At 31.3% G+C, this 20,644-nt stretch carries 19 protein-coding genes; 9 read left to right on the top strand and 10 right to left on the bottom strand.

Annotated features, from left to right (window positions below; translation table 11 throughout):
- Positions 1-3: 3 nt before the first annotated feature.
- Genes C8D80_RS07710 through C8D80_RS07690 form a run of 5 tightly spaced genes read right to left on the bottom strand, consistent with a single transcriptional unit; the run spans position 4 to position 5,012 of the window.
- Positions 4-744: an FkbM family methyltransferase gene (locus tag C8D80_RS07710; protein ID WP_133609035.1), complete on the bottom strand. Its 741-nt coding sequence runs from the start codon at positions 742-744 to the stop codon at positions 4-6.
- The gene (locus C8D80_RS07705) at positions 737-2,053 is read right to left on the bottom strand and encodes a lipopolysaccharide biosynthesis protein (RefSeq protein ID WP_133609033.1); all 1,317 of its coding nucleotides are present in this window, start codon (positions 2,051-2,053) and stop codon (positions 737-739) included. Before C8D80_RS07705 ends, C8D80_RS07710 begins: the two co-directional genes overlap by 8 nt.
- The gene (locus C8D80_RS07700) at positions 2,053-2,994 is read right to left on the bottom strand and encodes a GDP-L-fucose synthase family protein (RefSeq protein WP_133609031.1); all 942 of its coding nucleotides are present in this window, start codon (positions 2,992-2,994) and stop codon (positions 2,053-2,055) included. The genes C8D80_RS07705 and C8D80_RS07700 overlap by 1 nt, the downstream gene beginning before the upstream one ends.
- Positions 2,995-2,996: 2 nt before the next feature.
- Positions 2,997-4,052, bottom strand: a complete 1,056-nt coding sequence (gmd, locus tag C8D80_RS07695) for a GDP-mannose 4,6-dehydratase (RefSeq protein WP_133609029.1) — start codon at positions 4,050-4,052, stop codon at positions 2,997-2,999.
- A complete protein-coding gene (locus C8D80_RS07690; protein WP_133609027.1) occupies positions 4,053-5,012 on the bottom strand; it encodes a GDP-mannose 4,6-dehydratase in 960 nt (319 codons plus the stop codon).
- A gap of 145 nt (positions 5,013-5,157) precedes the next feature.
- On the opposite strand from C8D80_RS07690, the gene C8D80_RS07685 reads away from it, so the two are divergent.
- From C8D80_RS07685 to C8D80_RS07670, 4 genes are all read left to right on the top strand, one after another.
- Entirely contained in the window at positions 5,158-6,489 is a 1,332-nt protein-coding gene (locus tag C8D80_RS07685) for an O-antigen ligase family protein (RefSeq protein ID WP_133609025.1), read from the top strand.
- Entirely contained in the window at positions 6,486-7,469 is a 984-nt protein-coding gene (locus C8D80_RS07680) for a UDP-glucuronic acid decarboxylase family protein (RefSeq protein WP_133609023.1), read from the top strand. The genes C8D80_RS07685 and C8D80_RS07680 overlap by 4 nt, the downstream gene beginning before the upstream one ends.
- Positions 7,470-7,574: 105 nt before the next feature.
- Positions 7,575-8,822, top strand: coding sequence for an undecaprenyl-phosphate glucose phosphotransferase (locus tag C8D80_RS07675; RefSeq protein WP_394364578.1), 1,248 nt, complete (start codon positions 7,575-7,577; stop codon positions 8,820-8,822).
- Positions 8,822-9,574 (top strand): glycosyltransferase family 2 protein, encoded by a 753-nt coding sequence (locus C8D80_RS07670; protein ID WP_133609019.1) that lies wholly within the window; start codon positions 8,822-8,824, stop codon positions 9,572-9,574. The genes C8D80_RS07675 and C8D80_RS07670 overlap by 1 nt, the downstream gene beginning before the upstream one ends.
- Positions 9,575-9,604: 30 nt before the next feature.
- Here C8D80_RS07670 and C8D80_RS07665 read toward each other — a convergent pair whose 3' ends face one another.
- Entirely contained in the window at positions 9,605-10,915 is a 1,311-nt protein-coding gene (locus C8D80_RS07665) for a phenylacetate--CoA ligase family protein (RefSeq protein WP_133609462.1), read from the bottom strand.
- A gap of 112 nt (positions 10,916-11,027) precedes the next feature.
- On the opposite strand from C8D80_RS07665, the gene purD reads away from it, so the two are divergent.
- On the top strand, positions 11,028-12,299 hold the full coding sequence (purD, locus tag C8D80_RS07660) for a phosphoribosylamine--glycine ligase (RefSeq protein WP_133609017.1): 1,272 nt from the start codon (positions 11,028-11,030) through the stop codon (positions 12,297-12,299).
- Positions 12,300-12,322: 23 nt separating this feature from the next.
- Here the strand turns inward: purD and C8D80_RS07655 are convergent, their stop codons facing one another.
- Positions 12,323-12,553: a DUF6341 family protein gene (locus C8D80_RS07655; RefSeq protein ID WP_133609015.1), complete on the bottom strand. Its 231-nt coding sequence runs from the start codon at positions 12,551-12,553 to the stop codon at positions 12,323-12,325.
- A 46-nt stretch (positions 12,554-12,599) separates the two neighbouring features.
- On the opposite strand from C8D80_RS07655, the gene C8D80_RS07650 reads away from it, so the two are divergent.
- A complete protein-coding gene (locus C8D80_RS07650; protein ID WP_133609013.1) occupies positions 12,600-13,529 on the top strand; it encodes a DUF6427 family protein in 930 nt (309 codons plus the stop codon).
- Here C8D80_RS07650 and upp read toward each other — a convergent pair.
- Complete coding sequence (gene upp, locus C8D80_RS07645) at positions 13,524-14,177, bottom strand: uracil phosphoribosyltransferase (protein ID WP_133609011.1); 654 nt, start codon at positions 14,175-14,177, stop codon at positions 13,524-13,526. The two genes, C8D80_RS07650 and upp, sit on opposite strands and share 6 nt — an antisense overlap.
- Before the next feature lie 73 nt (positions 14,178-14,250).
- Between upp and C8D80_RS07640 the strand changes: the two genes are divergently transcribed.
- A complete protein-coding gene (locus C8D80_RS07640) occupies positions 14,251-14,856 on the top strand; it encodes a DUF4254 domain-containing protein (RefSeq protein WP_111566475.1) in 606 nt (201 codons plus the stop codon).
- A 235-nt stretch (positions 14,857-15,091) separates the two neighbouring features.
- On the top strand, positions 15,092-16,087 hold the full coding sequence (locus tag C8D80_RS07635; RefSeq protein ID WP_133609460.1) for a glycosyltransferase family 9 protein: 996 nt from the start codon (positions 15,092-15,094) through the stop codon (positions 16,085-16,087).
- A 29-nt stretch (positions 16,088-16,116) separates the two neighbouring features.
- Here C8D80_RS07635 and C8D80_RS07630 read toward each other — a convergent pair whose 3' ends face one another.
- The gene (locus C8D80_RS07630) at positions 16,117-18,348 is read right to left on the bottom strand and encodes a hypothetical protein (RefSeq protein ID WP_133609009.1); all 2,232 of its coding nucleotides are present in this window, start codon (positions 18,346-18,348) and stop codon (positions 16,117-16,119) included.
- A gap of 136 nt (positions 18,349-18,484) precedes the next feature.
- Here C8D80_RS07630 and C8D80_RS07625 point away from each other — a divergent pair, with 136 nt between their 5' ends.
- The gene (locus C8D80_RS07625) at positions 18,485-19,567 is read left to right on the top strand and encodes a helix-turn-helix domain-containing protein (protein WP_133609007.1); all 1,083 of its coding nucleotides are present in this window, start codon (positions 18,485-18,487) and stop codon (positions 19,565-19,567) included.
- Here C8D80_RS07625 and C8D80_RS07620 read toward each other — a convergent pair.
- On the bottom strand, positions 19,564-20,616 hold the full coding sequence (locus C8D80_RS07620; RefSeq protein WP_133609005.1) for a ferredoxin--NADP reductase: 1,053 nt from the start codon (positions 20,614-20,616) through the stop codon (positions 19,564-19,566). The genes C8D80_RS07625 and C8D80_RS07620 overlap by 4 nt on opposite strands.
- Between the last annotated feature and the right edge of the window lie 28 nt (positions 20,617-20,644).

Below are 20,644 nucleotides of genomic sequence, written 5' to 3'. Positions count from 1 at the left end.
TGTTTAATTTTTAAAAAACACGCCATCCACTTCAAGCAGCTTCCCTGTTTTTTTGTTATAGTGCCCACTTTCAATAGTGGTCAATTTGAAACCTAAGTTTTTTAGATTAGCGCTCATTTCTTCAAAAGTTAAGCTACCTTCATAAGAAGGTATTAATGCCATTTCTATTTGAATTCCAGTTATGTTTTTTAAAGATTCAACGGCACCATCAAGTACCATTTTCTCATAACCTTGCGTGTCAATTTTTAAGTATATGTTTTTGCCTTTTATTTTTAAGTCTTCAAAAATAGTATCTAATTTTTTGATGATTATTACTTCTTTTTTAATAAAAGTAGCTTCGGGAGCGCTTTCTGTAAGTTGTGGTAAATCTTTTAAAATTGAACTACTTACTGAGTTTTTAGAGATGTTTATAGTAGATTCGCCATCTCGCTCGCCTAATGACATGTTGTGCACTTCCCAATAATTATCTTTTGATGCTGTTTTTTGAAGTTTTTGAAAAGCTTCTGAAGTAGGCTCAAACGAAATAATTTTTCCCTCGTAACCAATGTTTCTTAATTCAGCACCATATTGACCAATGTTAGCACCAACGTCTATAATAACATCAATGTTGTAATTTTTTAATAGTTTAATTCTACGGTCCAGTTCTGGTGTAGGGTATTTTAAAATTTCTAAGCCACAAGTATTATTTATTGCCCTTTTTATTTTTAATAAAAAGCTCTTATTTTTATATATAAAATTATTCATTTTCCGAGAGTTTATTAACTAAAGCGTAACATTTATAAGGTATAATTAATACCCATAGCAACATTAAAATTAGCGTTGAAATTACTACGCTGTTTATTCCAAACCCCAAATCTACAAAAAAATAGGATAAAGGTATTTTTACAAGTACACTTATTACTAAAATACTAATGTAAGTATTTAAATTACCAATTCCATTTAAAAAAAAGCTATAAAAGGTAGCAAATATTCTTAACAGAGTTACAATTCCTGTTAGAAGTATTAAATAGGTTGGAATTACTATGGCTTCTTTAATCCATATAGAAATAATAAATGGGCTAATTATCATACCTATTGATACTAAAACGCAAATAACAATAAAAAAGTAGTTAAATTTTTTAAAGGAATTTAATAAGGCTGATTTATTTTTTTCAATATAATTTTTTGCAAACATTGACCATAGTGGGGAGATAGCTGCAAAAAGAATCATTAATGGGAATTGAAATAATTTACTAACAACTTCGTAAGGTGAAACAGATTCAGGATTGAAAGCAGATGAAATGATATAATTATCTGAATAAAACATTAAAGCAAAACACACCTGAATAATCATATATTTGAATCCTAATTTTAAAATTCCTTTCAAAAATTCGCTACCTGTTTTTAATTTTGTGACTAGGTTTAGCGAGGTCATTTTAAAAAAGCGAAACGTATAGAAAAGGTTTACTAAAAAAGTAAATAATCCGTTTATTATTGAAATTGCAATTAATTTTTCAGTGGCATTTATTTTTGGAAAAAAAGTGATGAACAGGAAGAACAGTACCAATAATCCTATTTGGTTAACAGCTAAAGATTCTTCAGAATATTTTCCTTTCAAATAAGCCACATAAAGTGATTTATGAATGTTTGCAACAAAGTTGATGCAAAAGAAAAATACATTTAAAATAAAAAGAAAGGAAACAAATAAATTACTGTGGAAATCAATGTTAAAAATTGATTTTAAATCAATTACAAGCGAAAGCAAAAAAAAACTCAGAAAAATAAAAATCGCTATATAACCCGATATTTTATATGTAGATTTTATGTAACTTTTTATCAGCTCAAATTTTTCTTCATGAACTAAAACCGGAATTTTTGTTTTTAATGAGCTTTGAATCCCAAAATCCATTAACAAGACTAATTGAAACAAAGTAAATACTAATACCCAAAGCCCATAATTCTCATCTCCTAAATAATCCAATAATATTCGAATGGATACAAACAAAGAAATCCCAGAAATTCCTTTGTAAATACCACTCATGATTAAATGATTATCTGAGATTCTTTTTAACATTATTTAAAAGAAGAAAAATTTGTTTGATGTAACCATTCAATGGTTTTTTCAATCCCATCGTTAAGATCTATTTTGTGTTTCCAACCCAAATTATTAATTTTTGAAACATCTAATAATTTTCTTGGAGTACCATCTGGTTTTGTAGTATCAAAAACTAATTCGCCTTTAAAACCAACTTTTTCTTTAATAGTTTCTGCTAATTCTTTAATTGAAATTTCAACTCCTGTGCCTACATTTATGGTTGATTCTTCGTTGTAATGCAACATTAAAAACAAACAGGCTTCTGCTAAATCATCTACATATAAAAACTCTCTTAAAGGTGTTCCTGTTCCCCAAACGGTTACATTTTTTTCGTTTTTGTTTTTGGCTTCAACAAATTTTCTCAATAAAGCAGGTAAAACATGTGAGTTTTCTATGTTAAAATTATCATTAATGCCATATAAATTGGTAGGCATAGCAGAAATAAATTGGCAACCATATTGTTTTTTATAAAACTTACACATTTCAACACCTGAAATTTTAGCTATTGCGTAAGCTTCATTTGTTGGCTCCAAAGTGTCTGTTAACAAACTATTTTCATTTATGGGTTGTTGTGCAAATTTTGGATAAATGCACGAGCTTCCTAAAAATAATAGTTTTTTCACATTGTTAAGATATGCATGATGTATAACATTGTTTTGAATCATCATGTTGTCATACAAAAACTCCGCAGGATAGGTATTGTTTGCATAAATCCCACCTACTTTTGCGGCCGCTAAAAAAACATATTCTGGTTTATTTTTTTCAAAAAAAGCAGCCACCGCTTCTTGATTTCTTAAATCTAAAGCTTTAGAATTTGGCAAAAGTAAGTTCTCATAACCATTTTTTTGTAATTCTCTTACAATTGCAGAACCTACCATTCCATTTGCACCAGCTACAAAAATTTTAGATGCTTTTTCCATTTTTAATTTCTTTTTACATAATCTAAATCGTGCTTAACCATTATTTTAACCAATTCTTCAAAAGAAGTTCTGGTTGGATTCCAGCCCAATTGGTTTTTTGCTTTACTTGGATCACCTAATAATGTTTCTACTTCGGCAGGACGGTAATAATTTGGATCAACCTCAATTAATATTTTGCCTGTTTCTTTACAAATTCCTTTTTCGTTTTCATTTGTTCCTTCCCAAACAATTGTGATACCAACTTCTTTAAATGCTAATTCACAAAATTCGCGTACAGAGTGTTGTTCGCCAGTTGCAATTACATAATCTTCAGGCACATCTTGTTGTAACATGAGCCACATACATTCTACATAATCTTTTGCATAACCCCAATCTCTAAGAGAATTTAAATTACCTAAATATAGTTTTTCTTGCAAACCGTGCTTAATTCTTGCAGCAGCCAAAGTAATTTTTCGGGTTACAAAAGTTTCTCCTCTACGTTCTGATTCGTGATTAAAAAGAATTCCGTTAACAGCAAAAATGTTATAGGATTCTCTATAGTTTTTAGTAATCCAAAACGCATAAATTTTTGCAACACCGTAAGGACTTCTTGGATAAAATGGAGTTGTTTCGGTTTGAGGAATTTCTTGCACTTTTCCAAACAATTCAGAAGTAGATGCTTGATAAATTTTAGTTTTCTGTTCTAAACCACAAATTCGAATAGCTTCTAATAATCTAAGTGTACCTATTCCATCTGTTTCTGCCGTGTACTCTGGTAACTCAAAAGAAACTTTTACATGCGATTGCGCGGCTAAGTTGTAAATTTCGTCTGGTTTTATTTGTTGGATTAATCGAATCAAATTGGTAGAATCCGTCATATCACCATAATGAAGTTTGATTTTTTGTTTTGAATGCAAATCTTTTATTAATGATTCTATGTATAAATGCTCAATTCTTTCTGTATTAAAAGTTGAACTTCTTCTTATTATACCATGAACTTGATATCCTTTTTCTAACAATAGTTCAGCCAAATATGAACCATCTTGACCGTTAATTCCTGTAATTAATGCTGTTTTCATTTATTTTTTATAATTTTTTATCTCTTCTTCAAGTAATATATCTAAAACGGCAAAAAAGTTTAAATCATATTGCCAATTTAATTCTTTTTTTGCTTTTTCGTTAGTTCCATAAATATCTTCAATATCAGACGGTCTGTATAGCGTTTTATCAATAATACATTTAGATTTGGAAATGTTCAATCGATCAAAAACATAATAAATAATTTCTTTTAGACTAACTGACTGCCCAGAACAAACCAAATAATCTGAGGCGGTTTCCTGTTGAAGCATTAAATGCATTGCCTCTACATATTTTGGGGCATAACCAAAATCTCTTTTAATATCAATATTACCAACTTTTAAATCATCTTTTTTATTTAATGAAATCTCTAAACTTTCGCGAATTACTTTTTTCACAAAGAAGTTTTCATTTCTCAAATAAGATTCATGGTTGAATAAGATTCCGCAAGATATAAACATATCATAGCTTTCTCTATAATTTACACAAGTGTAATGAGCGGCAACTTTAGAAATAGCATATGGACTAACAGGATGAATTACACTTTCCTCGTTTATAGGAAGGTTTTTTACTCTTCCAAACATTTCGCTACTACTGGCTTGATATAGTTTTATTTTTGGATTTATTTTTTTTATAGATTCAATTAAATTAAAAACACTAATGGTATTAAATTCAAAAGTAGTAATTGGCTGCAAGTAAGATTGAAAAACAGAACTTTGAGCTGCTAAGTTATAAATTTCGTCAGGGTTTATGTCGTTTATTGTTTTTTCTACTTCACTTATGTTTAATAAATCACAGTAAACAAATTCAATTTCATTATTGATTTTTAAATATTCTAAATTAGAGAAACTTTTTAAATTAGTTCTAACAATACCAAAAACTTTATAATTGTTTGATAACAATAATTTTGCTAAATAAGCACCATCTTGACCACTAATTCCTGTAACTATAGCTTTTTTCACTTAAAAAAGATTTAAATGCAAATATAAAATTATAAAGATAGTAAAGAATTTTTTTCTATATATAAATTCAATAATACATTGTTTATAATTAAAATTATTATATAACTTGCAATAAATATAAAACAATCAACATTAACTTTAAAAAATGAGTAATCTTTATTCAAATATTGTTGAACTTTTCAAAAGGATAATAATTAACACAAAAGATGGGGGTTTATTTATATTTATACTTTTGGTTTTAATAACAATTCCTTTTGCAAATATATTAAACAGCATTTGTATTGGAATTTTATTTACTATCTCGTTGGGTTTTTTAAATAAAAATAATTTTAATAAAAACACATCGCTATTATTACCAATAATACTTTATGCATTAATGGCTTTGTCTTTTTTTTGGTCAATAGATAAATCGACTTCTATAAAATCATTATTAAAAGAGATTTCTTTATTGTTGATACCTCTAGTTTTTATATTTTCGAAAACAATATTTAAGCAAGAAAAAGTTAAAATCATTAAATATTTTAGTTATTCTATTGTTGTAGTTTCAATATATTTTATAGTTAGAGCATTTTTAAACTTTATCATAAACGATAGTAATACTTTTTTTGGTCATGAATTAGTAACTAAAGAGTTAAATGCTGTTCACTATTCTGTTTTTGTTAGTTTTTCTTTATTATATTTTATAACGCATGAGGCGAATACTTTAAAAACAATAATAATTCAGCTTTTTTTAGTTTCATTTTTATTTTTACTTCAATCAAAAACAGTTATAATAACAACGGTTTTCTTGATTTCTCTTTATTTTTTCTTCTATTCAAAAACAGCTAATAAAATGCGATTGCGAAACATTGTCATGCTAGTAATTGTGTTTTTTTCATTTCTTTTTTTTCATAGAATAAAAGAAAAAATCGAATTTGAATTTCAATTGAATAAGGATAATAATATTGGACATACCGTTATTCCTAAAGAAATTGTTGGTGATCGAATAATTAGTATGAAGGAGGCTTGGGAAAATGATAAATTTGAACAAAGCGATTTTTTTTCAGGAGCATCTTTTCGAGTATATCAGTTTAGAATGTTTTTAGAAATAATGAATGAAGAAAATGTTTTTTTTCAAGGTTTAGGACTTAATGCATCATATAAAATGTTGGAAGAAAAAGGCTTGAAATACAACGTTTTTCAAGGAAATGAAACCACAGAAGGGTATCAAAAGAAAAACTTTCACAACCAATATATTCAGGTTTTTTCTGAGTTAGGGTTCATAGGATTTGTTTTCTTGATTTTAATTTTATTCGTAAACCTTAAAAACGCATTAAAAAATAAAGATTTTACCCATATTGTTTTTGCAATTCTAATGATAAGCTTATTTTTGACCGAATCTTTTTTGTGGAGACAAAGAGGTGTTGTGTTTTTTACAGTTTTTTATTGTTTGTTCAACACAATTCATTTATCAGAAAAAGAAAATAAAATAAAATGAAAAGAATATTAATTACAGGTGCAGCGGGTTTTCTTGGCTCACATCTTTGCGATAGATTTATTAAAGAAGGTTATTTTGTTATCGGAATGGATAACTTAATTACGGGTGATTTAAAAAATATAGAACATTTATTTAAAGATAAAAATTTCGAATTTTACCACCATGATATTACTAAATTTGTTCATGTTCCAGGTAAATTAGATTACATTTTGCACTTTGCTTCACCAGCAAGCCCAATTGATTATTTAAAAATTCCAATTCAAACTTTGAAAGTAGGTTCACTTGGAACTCATAATTTGTTAGGTTTGGCTCGTGTTAAAAATGCTAGAATTCTTATTGCATCCACTTCTGAAGTTTACGGAGATCCTTTAGTTCATCCACAAACAGAAGAATATTATGGAAACGTAAATACAATTGGCCCAAGAGGTGTTTATGATGAAGCTAAGCGTTTTCAAGAGTCTATAACCATGGCCTACCATACTTTTCACGGGGTAGAAACCAGAATTGTACGTATTTTTAACACATACGGACCAAGAATGCGATTAAACGATGGACGTGTAATTCCAGCATTTATTGGACAAGCACTTCGTGGCGAAGATTTAACTATTTTTGGCGATGGAAGTCAAACGCGTTCATTCTGTTATGTTGACGACCAAGTAGAAGGAATTTTCAGATTATTACACTCAGACTACCATTTACCTGTAAATATTGGAAATCCAGACGAAATCACCATTAAAGATTTTGCTGAAGAAATTATAAAGTTAACAGGAACCAATCAAAAAGTGGTATATCATCCGTTGCCAATTAATGATCCAATGCAAAGACAGCCTGATACGACCAAAGCAAGAGAAATTTTAGGTTGGGAAGCAAAAGTGTCAAGATCCGAAGGCATGAAAATTACGTATGATTATTTTAAGACACTTTCTTCGGAAGAGTTGTTAAAAGAAGAACATAAAGATTTTACAAAATATATTCACTAATTGAAGAACAAAACAGGAAGATACTCAGTATATATTAGACCCATACAAACACTTTTAGATTTAATTATAATAAATTTATTGATACTTGTTTGTATGCGATCTGCTATGAGTAATATTGGCTATCATTCAATAGTTTCTATTTTTTGGCTGATAATTTCTTACTATTCAGGTTATTATGAGGTATATAGATATAGTAAAGGTTTTCAAATTTTAGGAAAACTATTAAAGCAATTTTTTTTTATTAGCTTAATTACATTTGCTTATGTTGGTTTCAAATATAAATATGTAACAGCAGATGAAATTGGTTTTTATATATTTTGTTCATTTATTTCAGTTGGATTTTTAAAATTTTCAATTTTCTTTTTATTAAAAAAATATCGTCTTTTATATGGTGGAAATTACAGAAATGTAATTATAGTAGGTAACGGTAAAAATGTTGACGAGTTAATAGAATTTTTCTCAAACAATCCCGATTATGGATATAATTTAAACCATGTTTTTGATTTAAAAAAGAATAAGAAAACCGAATTAGGAGAATGCAAAAACTATGTTATTGAACATAAAATTGATGAGATATACGCATCAATAAGCACGCTTACTAATAGGGAAATCAATAATTTAATTCATTTTTCGGATAATAATTTAAAAACAATTAAATTTTTACCAGACAGTAAAAATACTTTTTTAAGAAATTTAGCTGTTGAATACTATGATTATATTCCAATCATATCGTTACGAACTATTCCATTAGATAAAGAAGTAAATAAACGATTAAAACGAGTTTTTGATTTAGTTTTTTCTTTACTAATAATTATCTGCTTGCTTTCTTGGTTGACTCCCATAATTGCTCTCTTAATTTTAATTGAATCAAAAGGACCAATTTTTTTCAAACAAAAAAGAAACGGCTTAAACTATGAAGAATTTTATTGTTATAAATTCCGTTCGATGCATCTAAATCCAATTGCTGATTTAGAACAAGTACAGAAAAATGATCCAAGAATCACTAAGATAGGTAAGTTTATTCGCAAAACAAGTATTGATGAATTACCTCAGTTTTTCAATGTACTATTAGGAGACATGTCGGTTGTTGGACCAAGACCTCATATGGTTAGTCATACGGAAATGTACGCTAAAACAGTTGATAAATTCATGGTACGTCATTTTATAAAACCAGGAATAACAGGATTAGCCCAAACCAATGGATTTAGAGGAGAAGTAGAAACAGAAAAAGATATCATAAATAGAGTAAAATATGATATTTTCTATCTGGAAAACTGGTCTATTTTGTTAGACATTAAAATCATTTTTGCCACAGTGATTAACGCCATTAAAGGTGAGAAAAAAGCCTACTAATGAACACTTTAGTTTCCATAATCACACCATCTTATAATTCTGCAAAATATATTGCTGAAACGATACAATCAGTGCAAAATCAAACCTATCAAAATTGGGAAATGATTATTGTAGATGATGGTTCTTCTGACGTAACGGAACATGTGGTTTTATCTATCATCCAAAACGATAATCGTATTCAATTTCATAAATTAAGCCAAAATTCTGGACCAGCAGTAGCCCGAAATACTGGAATTGAGAAAGCGTCAGGTGATTACATGACGTTTATTGATGCTGATGATATTTGGTTCCCAACTTTTATCGAAAACAATATTAAAACTATTAACGAAACTGGAATTCCATTCGTGTTTTCGTCTTATAGAAGAGCCAATGAAGAATTAGAATTTATGTATTCCGATTTTATTGTACCACATAAAGTTTCGTATACCGACATTTTAAAATCCAATTCAATTAGTTGTTTGACCGCTTTTTTAGATATTAAAAAGTTGGGTAAAAAATATATGCCACTCATTCGAAAACGTCAAGATATGGGGTTGTGGTTGAATTATTTGAAAGTGATTCCATTCGCTCACGGAATCCAAGAAACTCAAGCTATTTATAGAATTAGAGAAAATTCACTTTCCAGAAAAAAATCGGATTTAATTAAATACCAATGGCAATTTTATAGAGAAGTTGAAATGCTCAATGTTTTTCAATCGGCTTACTATATGTTGCATTGGATGTATCGCGGTTTTATGAAGTATAGAAATTAGTTTTCGACTTCGCTCAAACTGACAAATGAATCATAAATTTGATTGAAATTGCTTCAATTTCCCTCTTTTTGTTCTTTCCAAAACTTCTTTTCGGTTATAGGTAAAATGCAAACCAGGTTCTAAATATTTAGCAATTGCTTTTTCAATTTCTTGAATTTGTTCCAATGATAATTCTACCGAACTTACATAATCAATATCAAAACTATCCAATTTTGTTTGGCGTACGATGAATTCTTTCACGTTTCCATCATCTTCAATAATACTTTTGGTTACGTAGTAAAACGTTAATCCTGGTGATTTTTTTCCACTTGGTAAAAGTGCCACATCGCTGGTTCTTCCAATTAATTTTTTCAGAATAGGTTTTTTCAACGTGCTTTTTTCATCCAAAATTCCAACATCGCCAATTTCATAACGAATGAATGGATGCGCTTTATTGTATAACGAAGTAATCACCACTTTTCCTTCCTTTCCATACTGAACTGGTTGATTATTTTCATCCAAAATCTCCACAAACAAGGTTTCCGAATTCACTTGCCATTCGTCATTCGGATTTTGAAAAGCAATTAAATCCAATTCCGAAGCACCATATTCATTCACAACTGGAATTCCTAAATGTTTTTCCAGCAGAATTTTATCTTCTTCAAACAACATTTCCGATGTCACCATACAAACTTTCAAGGTGGGACAAACATCGGTTAAAATGATATTTCGCTCTTGTAAATATTTTCCAAAAAGCACAATCGAACTCGTATAACCATTAATATAATCAAACTTTTTGGTTTTAAAATGTTCCAAAACACCATCTAAAACTTTGTCCGATAAATCAAAAATCGGGAAACGATATCGTTTACTCAAAAAGTCTTTTAAACGTTCTTTTCTGTACCCAATAAAATCCAATGGAATCCCATAAAATCTTGCTTGATACGACGAATTGAAATCAACTCCATACCAACCAAAACGATGAATTATGGAAGCCCAAGTTATGGCATGCGCTTCTTTATCCTTAGCAAAAACAAACGGATCACCACTTGAACCCGAAGTTTTATTTACGAAAACAGTTTTCTCGGAATAGCCTTTTGAAATTCGGTCTTTTAATGGTTTTTGTAAATCTTTTTTGGTTAGAACAGGTAAATCATTCCAATTTTCAAATCTGTCTTTCCCAACTAAATTCTGATAAAAAGTGTTATTTTTCAAATGAAATTCCACAATTTCTCGCTTTTTATTTTCGAGATAATCTGGATAATCTGTTTCTGAAATTTCTAGAATTTTCTCAAAATCAGCCTGAGCTTTCGCAATAGGAAAACCGCTTAATTTTAAAGAAAGGTGAAACAAGTTGAACATTCGTTGGAATTTATCCAAAAGTAATAAATCTGAAAATAATCTTTCTTCTTTTTTCTTTTTTCTTTCTTCTTAAGAAATAGTACTTTTGCCAAACAACATAACAACACACAAAATGACTATTTTACTACTTGGTTCTGGCGGTCGCGAACATGCATTGGCCTGGAAAATGCTACAATCTTCAAAATGTACTTCTCTTTTTGTTGCACCTGGAAATGCAGGTACAGCAACCATCGCAAAAAATGTGGATTTAAATCCAAATGATTTTGATGCCGTTAAAGCTTTTGTTTTACAAGAAAAAGTAGCAATGGTTGTGGTTGGACCAGAAGACCCTTTGGTCTTAGGAATATATGATTTCTTCAAAAATGACTCACAAATCAATCATATTCCAGTAATCGGACCATCAAAAGTTGGGGCACAATTAGAAGGAAGTAAAGAGTTTGCAAAAGAATTTTTAGTAAAACACAATATTCCAACCGCTCGTTACGAAAGTTTCACCAAAGAAACAGTTGAAAAAGGCTGTTTGTTTTTAGAAACTTTAGATGCGCCTTATGTTTTAAAAGCAGATGGATTAGCTGCTGGAAAAGGCGTTTTAATCTTATCGGATTTAGAAGAAGCTAAAACGGAGTTACGAAATATGTTAGTGGGAGCTAAATTTGGACAAGCAAGTTCAAAAGTAGTTATCGAAGAATTCTTAGACGGAATCGAATTAAGTTGTTTTGTTTTAACGGATGGAAAATCATATAAAGTACTACCAACAGCAAAAGATTACAAACGAATCGGAGAAGGCGATACTGGATTAAACACAGGTGGAATGGGTGCGGTATCTCCAGTTCCATTTGCGGATGCAGTTTTATTAGAAAAAATTGAAACTCGAATTGTAAAGCCAACCATCGCAGGTTTACAAAAAGACGGAATCGAATACAAAGGATTTGTTTTCATTGGATTAATCAACGTGAAAGGCGAGCCAATGGTTATCGAATACAACGTTCGTATGGGAGATCCAGAAACGGAAGTAGTGATGCCAAGATTAAAAAGTGATTTAGTCGAAATTTTTGAAGCGATTGGCAATCAAGAATTAGAAAAAATCACCTTGGAAATCGATGAAAGAGCAGCTACAACTATCATGGTAGTTTCAGGAGGTTATCCAGAGGATTATGAAAAAGGAAAAGAGATTTTCGGATTAGAAAACATCACGGATTCTATTCCATTTCATGCAGGAACAAAATTAGAAAACGGAAAAGTGGTGACTAATGGAGGTCGCGTAATTGCGGTAACTTCTTACGGAAATGACTTTCAAGAAGCCATAAAAAAATCTTATCAAAGTATAGCTAAGCTACAATTTGATAAGATGTATTTTAGAAGAGATATTGGTAAGGATTTATAATCCTTGCTTATATCTTAATAAGATTATTTTAAAAATGAGTGTGCAGTTGTATCTTGCTCATCTTCATTGTTTGCTTTGAAGATGTTCAATTGCTTAATCCAATAAGTCATAGCTCCACAACAGATTATAATAAAAATCCAGTTTAAGATATTTGCAGTCCACCAATTAGTTAATTCTAGTTCTCTTAACCAATCCATTGGTAAGAATAAAAAATCTACGAAAAGTGATTGTATTCCTTCAAAAAATGATTTCATTTTGATAAAGTATTATATTTACACCACAAAAATATAAAATATTCGCATGTTAGCAAGCGTTTTTAGTAAAACAAGACCATTTAATTATTTAGTAATAGGAATTCTGTCGCTTTTTTTCTTTTCTATAAAGATAATTGCGTTGGCTAAACCTACTGCAGACTGGGTTTACTATGCCGAGCAGTTTGGTTTATATGTCTTGCTTTTCGCTTCTTTATTCATTCTAAATTTCATTACACTTAAAAACGGATTGACCAAAGGAAACAATTATGCCTTATTTCTGTTTTTTGTCTTTCTTCTATTCTTTTCCTCAATTTTTCAGAATAAGAATATCATTATTTCTAATTTTCTATTGCTTTTAGCCTTGAGAAGGTTAATTTCCTTGAAATCTTTACTTCAAACAAAAGAGAAAGTTTTTGACGCTTCGTTTTGGATTTTCTTAGCTGCCTTATTTCACTTTTGGAGTATTTTTTACATCATTTTAGTTTTCATTGCCGTTATACTTCACGTTTCTAAAGATTATCGAAATTGGATTATACCTTTTATTGCGTTGTTTGCGGTAACTATTTTATTTTTCCTTGCCAATAGTATTCTCGACAATACTTTATTGAGTACCTTGTTAGATAAAACGTATATTAGTTTTGATTTTTATTACTTTGAAAATATTTACCAACGAATTGCTTTAGCGGTTTTTACTTCACTAAGTTTATTTGCATTTGTTTTGCATGTTTTTGATGTGCCAAACAAAGCCTTGAACATGCAATCGTCACACAAAACGATTTTGTTTTCTTTTATTCTAGGTGTCGGAATCTACGTGCTTTCGGCTAATAAAAATAACGGAAGTTTAGCGTTCTGCTTTGGACCTTTAGCTATTATTGGCGCAAATTTTATCGAGAAAATTGAAAATAATTTAGTGAAAGAAATTGTGGTTTATGCCTTGTTAGGATTGGGAATTTTCTTCTTTATAATGCAATTATAATTTAATTCCGTAAGCCAAATCTCCAGCATCACCTAAACCAGGAACAATATAATTGTGTTCGTTTAGTTTTTCATCTAAAGCAGCCACCCACAAATGACAATTTTCAGGAACATTTTCTTCTAAATATTGAATGCCTTCTGGAGTTGCAATCACGACAGCAATATGAATTTCTTTAGGTTGGTGTTCCAAATGTAATTTGTGAAGTACAGCTACTAACGATTGTCCAGTAGCTAACATCGGGTCAATTAAAATCAGATTTTTTCCTTCAAATGATGGAGCTGCTTGATATTCTACTAAAATTTCAAACTTATCATCATTGTCATAATGATGACGGTAAGCCGAAACAAATCCGTTTTCTGCATTATCAAAAAAGCTCATAAAACCTTGATGTAAAGCTAAACCAGCGCGAAGAATTGAACATAAAACCACAGGTTCGGCAATGGTTGTGGTGTGTTTAATTCCTAATGGTGTTTGTACATCAATTTCTTTGTAATCAAGCGTTTTGCTTAATTCATATGCCATTATTTCTCCAATACGCTCAATATTTTTTCTAAAACGCATGCTGTCTTTTTGGATGTTCACATCACGAATTTGCGCCAAGAAATGATTAAGAATACTGTTTTGCTCTGAGATATAATGAATGTGCATTGGATTTATTTTTTATTTTCAGGATAAAAGTACAAAAAATCGCTATTTTTGTATCAATTTTAAAGCTATTATTATGTTTGCTGAATTTGCATTTCCCATTTTTGAACAAAGTATCAAAACATATCACATTATTGACGATGTGTATCAACCAGTTGTAAATCCTTTCGAAAAAGGAACTATTGAATATTTGTTGTTTGCAAAAAACTGGGTAGACACGGTGCAATGGCATTATGAAGATATCGTTCGTGATCCAAATATTGATCCAGTTGCAGCTTTAGATTTAAAACGTAAAATCGATGCTTCGAATCAAGTTCGTACGGATATGGTGGAATACATCGATAGCTATTTCTTAGATAAATATAAAGATGTTCAAGTAAAACCAAATGCAAAAATCAATACGGAAAGTCCAGCTTGGGCAATTGACCGTTTATCAATTTTGGCTTTGAAAATTTACCACATGAACGAAGAAGCAACTCGTGCTGAAGCTACGGCGGAACACAGAGCTAAATGTCAAGAAAAATTAAATGTTTTGTTAGACCAAAAAAACGACATGTTTACTTCAATCAGTCAATTAATTGAAGATATTGAAGCGGGTGACAAATACATGAAAGTGTACAAACAAATGAAAATGTACAACGACGAGGAGTTAAATCCGGTGTTGTATCAGAATAAAAAGTAATTATGGATAAAAGATCGTACTTCGCAAGTGAAAACATCTTTTTTAAAATACTTTTTATTTTAGCTTTTATTTTGTTTTTCATTGCGATGTATGAATATGTTTTTTTACCGAGATTTGAAAGAACAAAATATTTAAGCTTAGTTGTAATGATTTTGTTTTCTTTGTTACTTTTCAGAAGAAAATTTAAAAATAGGTGGTAAACAAAAATCACATATTGGTAATAAGGCTCTCAGCCATGGGTGATGTCGCAATGACAGTTCCCGTGTTGAGAGCCTTAGTTTTGCAATATCCTGATGTAAAAATTACCGTAGTTTCCCGACCATTTTTTCAACCTTTTTTTGATGGAATTCCGAATGTGGATTTCTTTGGAGTGGATTTAAAAGAACGACACAAAGGTTTCTTAGGTTTACTTCGATTGTTTTCCGATTTACGAAAATTAAACATTGATGTGGTTGCCGATTTACATAATGTACTTCGTTCTAAAGTAGTCCGAACCTTATTCGCTTTAAGCGGAAAAAAAGTAGCCGCAACAGATAAAGGAAGAGCCGAAAAGAAAGCATTAACGAGTTTAACCAATAAAGTTTTTGCTCCAGTGAAGCAAATGGTTGAAAGACATGTAGATACTTTCAAGCAACTTGGTTTTTCGATTGATTTATCGAATGCTCAGTTTCCTGAAAAGGCTGCTTTATCGCAAGATATTCTTTCAATCACAGGAACAAAAAATCAAAATTGGATTGGAATAGCACCTTTTGCACAATATGAAAGTAAAGTCTATCCGTTGGATTTAATGCAACAAGTAATTGATGGTTTAGCTGAAAATAAAAACAATAAAATCTTCTTATTTGGCGGCGGCGAGAAAGAAATTCAGTTGCTAAATCAATTACAAAACCAACATGAAAATGTAATCGTTTTAGCCGGAAAACTAAAATTTAAACAAGAATTAGAAGTGATTTCCAATTTAAACATCATGCTTTCAATGGATTCAGGAAATGCGCATATTGCTGCGATGTTGGGCGTTAAAGTGATTACACTTTGGGGCGCAACGCATCCATACGCAGGTTTCAAACCGTTCAATCAACCTGATGATTTTTGTTTGACTTCAGACAGAGCTAAATATCCGTTATTGCCAACTTCCATTTATGGAAATAAAAAAGTGGAAGGTTATGCAGATGTGATGCGAACGATTTTGCCTGATAGGATTATAGAAAAAATAGAAAAGGAGCTGAATTAGCTCCTTTTTTTAGTTATAGGTTTTTTGCATCAAAATCCTAAATGAACTAAAATATAATTTTTCAATAAATTGTGAAAAAACTTCTCTTGGTCCGTTTCTACTCCAATAGTTGTGAAATTTGCACTTAATAAAAAGCCATTATCACAAATAAATAAAGCCCTATTACCTTCACCACAGGTCCAAATAGCGGGTTTACCACTTGGATATGTTGCCAACACTTGAGCGCCTATTGGTAAAGTATAAGTTGTACCATTAAATTCGGCACTAACGCCAGTTCCTAATAACGCTACACCCGCATTCGCTGTTCCCCAATAACTACTACTTAATGGAATAGTTGAGTTTACCGTCGTCGGATTTGCGCCTGCAATAAAAGTTCCTGTTCCTCCAAAAGCAGTGTGATAATTGTTTGAAGTGGTAATTGCGTTTGCATCATTCGCATCCAAAGTAATAATTGCAATTCCACCCAAAGCCACATAATCTCGAATTCTTTGACAATCGGCTAAACTTCTTGAACCTGCAGTTCTGTTGGGTCCACAAGCTACAATATCAATTGTATTTCGCATGGTTAAAGGAGAAATTCCGCCGTTAAAAGTGGTAATGTAATCGTCATGTAATATTCCACCAATGGTATTAAAAATTCCGGTTGGACCATAATTTTGTGGAACCGTTTGTTGTCCGAAAGGAGAAGTCGCATTATAAGTACTTCCATCAATATATTTTATCGAAATTACTCTTCCGTTTACTCGGATTGAAAACACACAAGTTTGTCCTCCAAAAGTGATCGCAAAACTTGCTAATCCAGAGGAAGTAGGAGTTCCTGAAACTGTAAAACTTAAGTTCCCATTTCCTGAAGCCAAAGTTCCTGGTGTTAAAGTTGCGGTTAATCCGGTAACACCTGTTGAGTTTATGGTTTGGGTTGGATAAGCTACACCATTTCCACCTGTATAAGGCAATGTTGTTGTTCCTGAATATGCGCTAAATTGTGTTGCAGTTGCTGGAGAGTGTGTCGCTCCACTACAGTTCAAACCGGTTACTGTTGGACTTCCACTAATTACAATTTGAACATTGGAACCAGAACATCCTAAATTGGTAATAAAATTACTCAAATTAAATTGTGCATTCCCAGTTCCAGAAGGAGTTCCGCTAACATTAAAAACCAATGTTCCGCCAGCAGGATTTGTAAATCCAGTAGCAATTGTTGCGGTTAATCCTGTTACTCCAGTTGAAGGAATACTTTGAGCATCAAAACCACCACCATTTCCACTAGCAGGATAGGTTACAGTAATCGTTCCGGTATAAGGTGAACCATTAATCCCCGTTGCTGGACTTTCCACAACCGCTGTTGAACAAGTTATAGGAGCAATACTGGCTTTGTTGATAATGACCGTGAAACTACAACTCTTGCCATCAAATGTAAATGGAAATGTTGCAGTAGCGGTTGTTGAAGCTGCGACAAAAGGGTCGGGAGTACCGGTTACTGTAAAAGTGAAATTTCCGGCTCCAGCGGCTAAAGTTCCTGCGTTTAAAGTTGCGGTTAAACCTGTAACTCCTGTTGAAGCAATTGGCATTCCGGCAGAATAAGCTACACCATTTCCGCCAGTGTAAGGAACGGTTACTGTTTTATTGTAAGGTAAACCTGCAATTCCATTTCCGGCTGGTGTAACTGTGAAAGGAGCAGTACAAGGAATAGAAGCAATAGTAGGACCGTTAACAGTTATAGAAAAAGAACAACTTAATCCTCCAAAAGAAATTGCAAAATTAGCTGTTCCGCTTGAAGTTGGTGTTCCCGAAATGACATAAGTTAAATTTCCAGTTCCGTTAGTCAGCGTTCCTCCTTGTAAAGTTGCGGTTAAACCTGTAACACCTGTGGAAGCAATTGGAAAACCTGAAGGATATGATCCTCCGTTTCCACTAGTATAAGGAATAGTGGCATTTCCAGAATAACTTATACCAACTGCGCCAGGACTTGCTGTTACTCCAGCACAATTTAAAATTGAAATAGTAGCGTCACAAAGTGAATTCCAAGCCGAACTTTTGTAATATTGGAAACAATTAATAGAGGTGTTGTAAATCATTAATCCATTAGCAGGTGAAGCAATAGCATCACGTTGTGCTGTGGATAATCTTGGTACAAGAAATCCTTGGGTTGTACTAGTAAGATCTAAAATGGAACTTGCATGTGGATTAGTTGTTCCAATTCCAACTTGAGCAAAAGACTGAATCGTGCAAAAAGCGATAATTGTAAATAGAATTTTTTTCATAATCATTTGTATTTTGATGCAGGTCAAAACTACTTCTGTTGAAAATGATAAGAAAATACTATATGTTTGTATTCCGTGAATTTGTACAAATTCCGTATATTTAAACATTAATTAACCTAAAATACAGCCTAATTTAATGTCATTACTACTTCCTATTTTAACTGCTTTTGTGTTAGCATTTCTCTTTTTATTTAGGGGAAATGGCAAGCAAAATAAGACTTTGCAGTTTTTAGGATTGTATTTTTTACTTTGGGCCTTTGCTATTTCGTGCTTCTTTTTGGCAACTGAAAAGTTAACGTGGCTTCCTGAGAAGATTTCGGAGGTAATTATGTTACTTTTCTTTGTTTTCCTACTTGCAATTCCACCTACGATTTATCTTTACAGTGCTTTTTTGGCCGGAATTCGTCAAAACAGAAATGTAAAACACTATTATGTGGTGTTTTTACTTTTCTTCATTAATGCGTTTTCTTTTTTATATATGGATTCGAAAAAGAATCTTTTTATGAAAGAAATGAGCGAAAAAGTATTGACGTATTCCAATTATTTGGCACTGCTTTTCGTGTTTCCTTTATTGAGTATTTATTATCTGTTTTTATCCATTTCTGTCTTTAAAAGATATAAGAGAGAAAAACAATTGGATACCACTTCTCCAGGAATTCACCCCGATAAATTGCTTCATTTTATCTTAGGTTACGTCATTTTTATGGTCTTGTTACTTATAAGTCTAACAGGCATTTTTCCTAAATTTTTAAAATTATCTTTCGAATTTTACTCTGCAGCTTATTTCATTTATGTGGGTTACATCAGTTGGAAACAAGAACAATTAGATTTTGAAGTTGCGCAAGAACAAAAGGAAGCCAAAGAATCAGAAACTTTTGCACCTTTTTTTGAAGGATTAGAAGAAAAGTTAGGTGCCATAATGAAAGAAGAAAAACCATTTTTAGATGCCAAACTTACTTTGAATCAGTTGGCTAAGAAAATTGGAAGTAATGAAAAATATTTGTCACTTTTCTTAAACTCTAAGTACGAAATGAATTTTGCCACTTATATTAACTCTTATCGAATTGAAGAAGCAAAACAACTTTTAGTACAAAAAGAAACCGCCAATTTCACTATCGAAACAATAGCAAATATGGCAGGATTTCATTCTAAATCTTCTTTTAATACTGCTTTTAAAAAAGCGACTGGTAAGACTCCTTCTGAGTTTAAAAACTTTTAAACATCATCAAAATCAATCTTAATTGTTGATGTTGTTGGATATGCTTGACACGCTAATGTTAATCCTTCTGCGATTTCAGCATCAGTTAAAATTTGATTTTTCTTCATATCGGCAGTACCTTCGGTAATTTTACAAATACAACTACTGCAAATACCACCTTGACAAGAATACGGTACATCTAAACCTTGTTTTAAAGCTGCTTCTAATAAGGTTTGTTTTTGACTCATTTCGAAAGTTGTCTCTTCATCATCAACTAAAATTGAAATTTTAGTGTGACCTTCAGCTCCACCAACAGATTCGTTTTCGTTTGAAGATGTTGAGAATAATTCGAATTTAATATCTGAATCTGAAATATTGTTTTCTTTTAAAGTGTCCGAAACCAAATTAATCATCTCTTCTGGTCCGCATAAATAGAATTTTGAGAATTCCATTTCAGCATGTTTGTTTTTCAAGATGAAATTTACGGTTGATTTATCAATTCTGCCAAACAAAGCATTGTCAGCAGTTGATTGACTGTACACATATTGCACAAACAAACGGCCTACATATTGCAATTGTAAATCGTGTAATTGGTTGTGGAAAATAGTGTCTTTTTCCGATTTATTACCGTAAACCAATACAAAAGTACTGTTTGGTTCTTCCTCTAAAACGGATTTTAGAATGGAATAGACAGGCGTAATTCCGCTACCAGCAACAAAAGCCGCATAGTTTTTCTGACGTTCTACTTTAGGTTCGAAAGTGAATTTTCCTTCTGGTGTTCCTACTTCGATTACATTTCCAACTGCTAATTTTTCATTAGCAAATTTTGAGAAGAATCCAGTTTTGATGGCTTTAACGGCAATTCGCAATTCGCCACTTTTTGGAGAAGAACAAATAGAATACGCTCTTCTAATTTCTTGTCCGTCAAGCGTAACTTTTAAGTTTACGTATTGTCCAGCAACAAATTGATAATACGATTTTAATTCGTCTGGAACATTAAAAAGAATCGAAACGGCATCAGCAGTTTCTTTGATGATTTCTTTAATGCTTAATTTATAAAATGATGACATGTGATTTATTTTTTACAAAAATAAAAAA

The sequence above is a fragment of the Flavobacterium cheniae genome (assembly GCF_004363695.1).
Lineage (GTDB): Bacteria > Bacteroidota > Bacteroidia > Flavobacteriales > Flavobacteriaceae > Flavobacterium > Flavobacterium cheniae.
This window is presented reverse-complemented; position numbering and strand designations above follow the sequence as displayed.

Bases quoted from the DNA above. Each gene is read 5' to 3' on its own strand.
- gmd (WP_133609029.1), bottom strand. From the start codon at position 4,052: ATGAAAACAGCATTAATTACAGGAATTAACGGTCAAGATGGTTCATAT.
- C8D80_RS07650 (WP_133609013.1), top strand. From the start codon at position 12,600: ATGTTAGCAAGCGTTTTTAGTAAAACAAGACCATTTAATTATTTAGTA.
- C8D80_RS07680 (WP_133609023.1), top strand. From the start codon at position 6,486: ATGAAAAGAATATTAATTACAGGTGCAGCGGGTTTTCTTGGCTCACAT.
- C8D80_RS07685 (WP_133609025.1), top strand. From the start codon at position 5,158: ATGAGTAATCTTTATTCAAATATTGTTGAACTTTTCAAAAGGATAATA.
- C8D80_RS07670 (WP_133609019.1), top strand. From the start codon at position 8,822: ATGAACACTTTAGTTTCCATAATCACACCATCTTATAATTCTGCAAAA.
- C8D80_RS07640 (WP_111566475.1), top strand. From the start codon at position 14,251: ATGTTTGCTGAATTTGCATTTCCCATTTTTGAACAAAGTATCAAAACA.
- purD (WP_133609017.1), top strand. From the start codon at position 11,028: ATGACTATTTTACTACTTGGTTCTGGCGGTCGCGAACATGCATTGGCC.
- C8D80_RS07635 (WP_133609460.1), top strand. From the start codon at position 15,092: ATGGGTGATGTCGCAATGACAGTTCCCGTGTTGAGAGCCTTAGTTTTG.
- C8D80_RS07665 (WP_133609462.1), bottom strand. From the start codon at position 10,915: ATGTTCAACTTGTTTCACCTTTCTTTAAAATTAAGCGGTTTTCCTATT.
- C8D80_RS07630 (WP_133609009.1), bottom strand. From the start codon at position 18,348: ATGAAAAAAATTCTATTTACAATTATCGCTTTTTGCACGATTCAGTCT.
- C8D80_RS07700 (WP_133609031.1), bottom strand. From the start codon at position 2,994: ATGGAAAAAGCATCTAAAATTTTTGTAGCTGGTGCAAATGGAATGGTA.
- C8D80_RS07705 (WP_133609033.1), bottom strand. From the start codon at position 2,053: ATGTTAAAAAGAATCTCAGATAATCATTTAATCATGAGTGGTATTTAC.
- C8D80_RS07710 (WP_133609035.1), bottom strand. From the start codon at position 744: ATGAATAATTTTATATATAAAAATAAGAGCTTTTTATTAAAAATAAAA.
- upp (WP_133609011.1), bottom strand. From the start codon at position 14,177: ATGCACATTCATTATATCTCAGAGCAAAACAGTATTCTTAATCATTTC.
- C8D80_RS07620 (WP_133609005.1), bottom strand. From the start codon at position 20,616: ATGTCATCATTTTATAAATTAAGCATTAAAGAAATCATCAAAGAAACT.
- C8D80_RS07655 (WP_133609015.1), bottom strand. From the start codon at position 12,553: ATGAAATCATTTTTTGAAGGAATACAATCACTTTTCGTAGATTTTTTA.
- C8D80_RS07625 (WP_133609007.1), top strand. From the start codon at position 18,485: ATGTCATTACTACTTCCTATTTTAACTGCTTTTGTGTTAGCATTTCTC.
- C8D80_RS07675 (WP_394364578.1), top strand. From the start codon at position 7,575: ATGAGTAATATTGGCTATCATTCAATAGTTTCTATTTTTTGGCTGATA.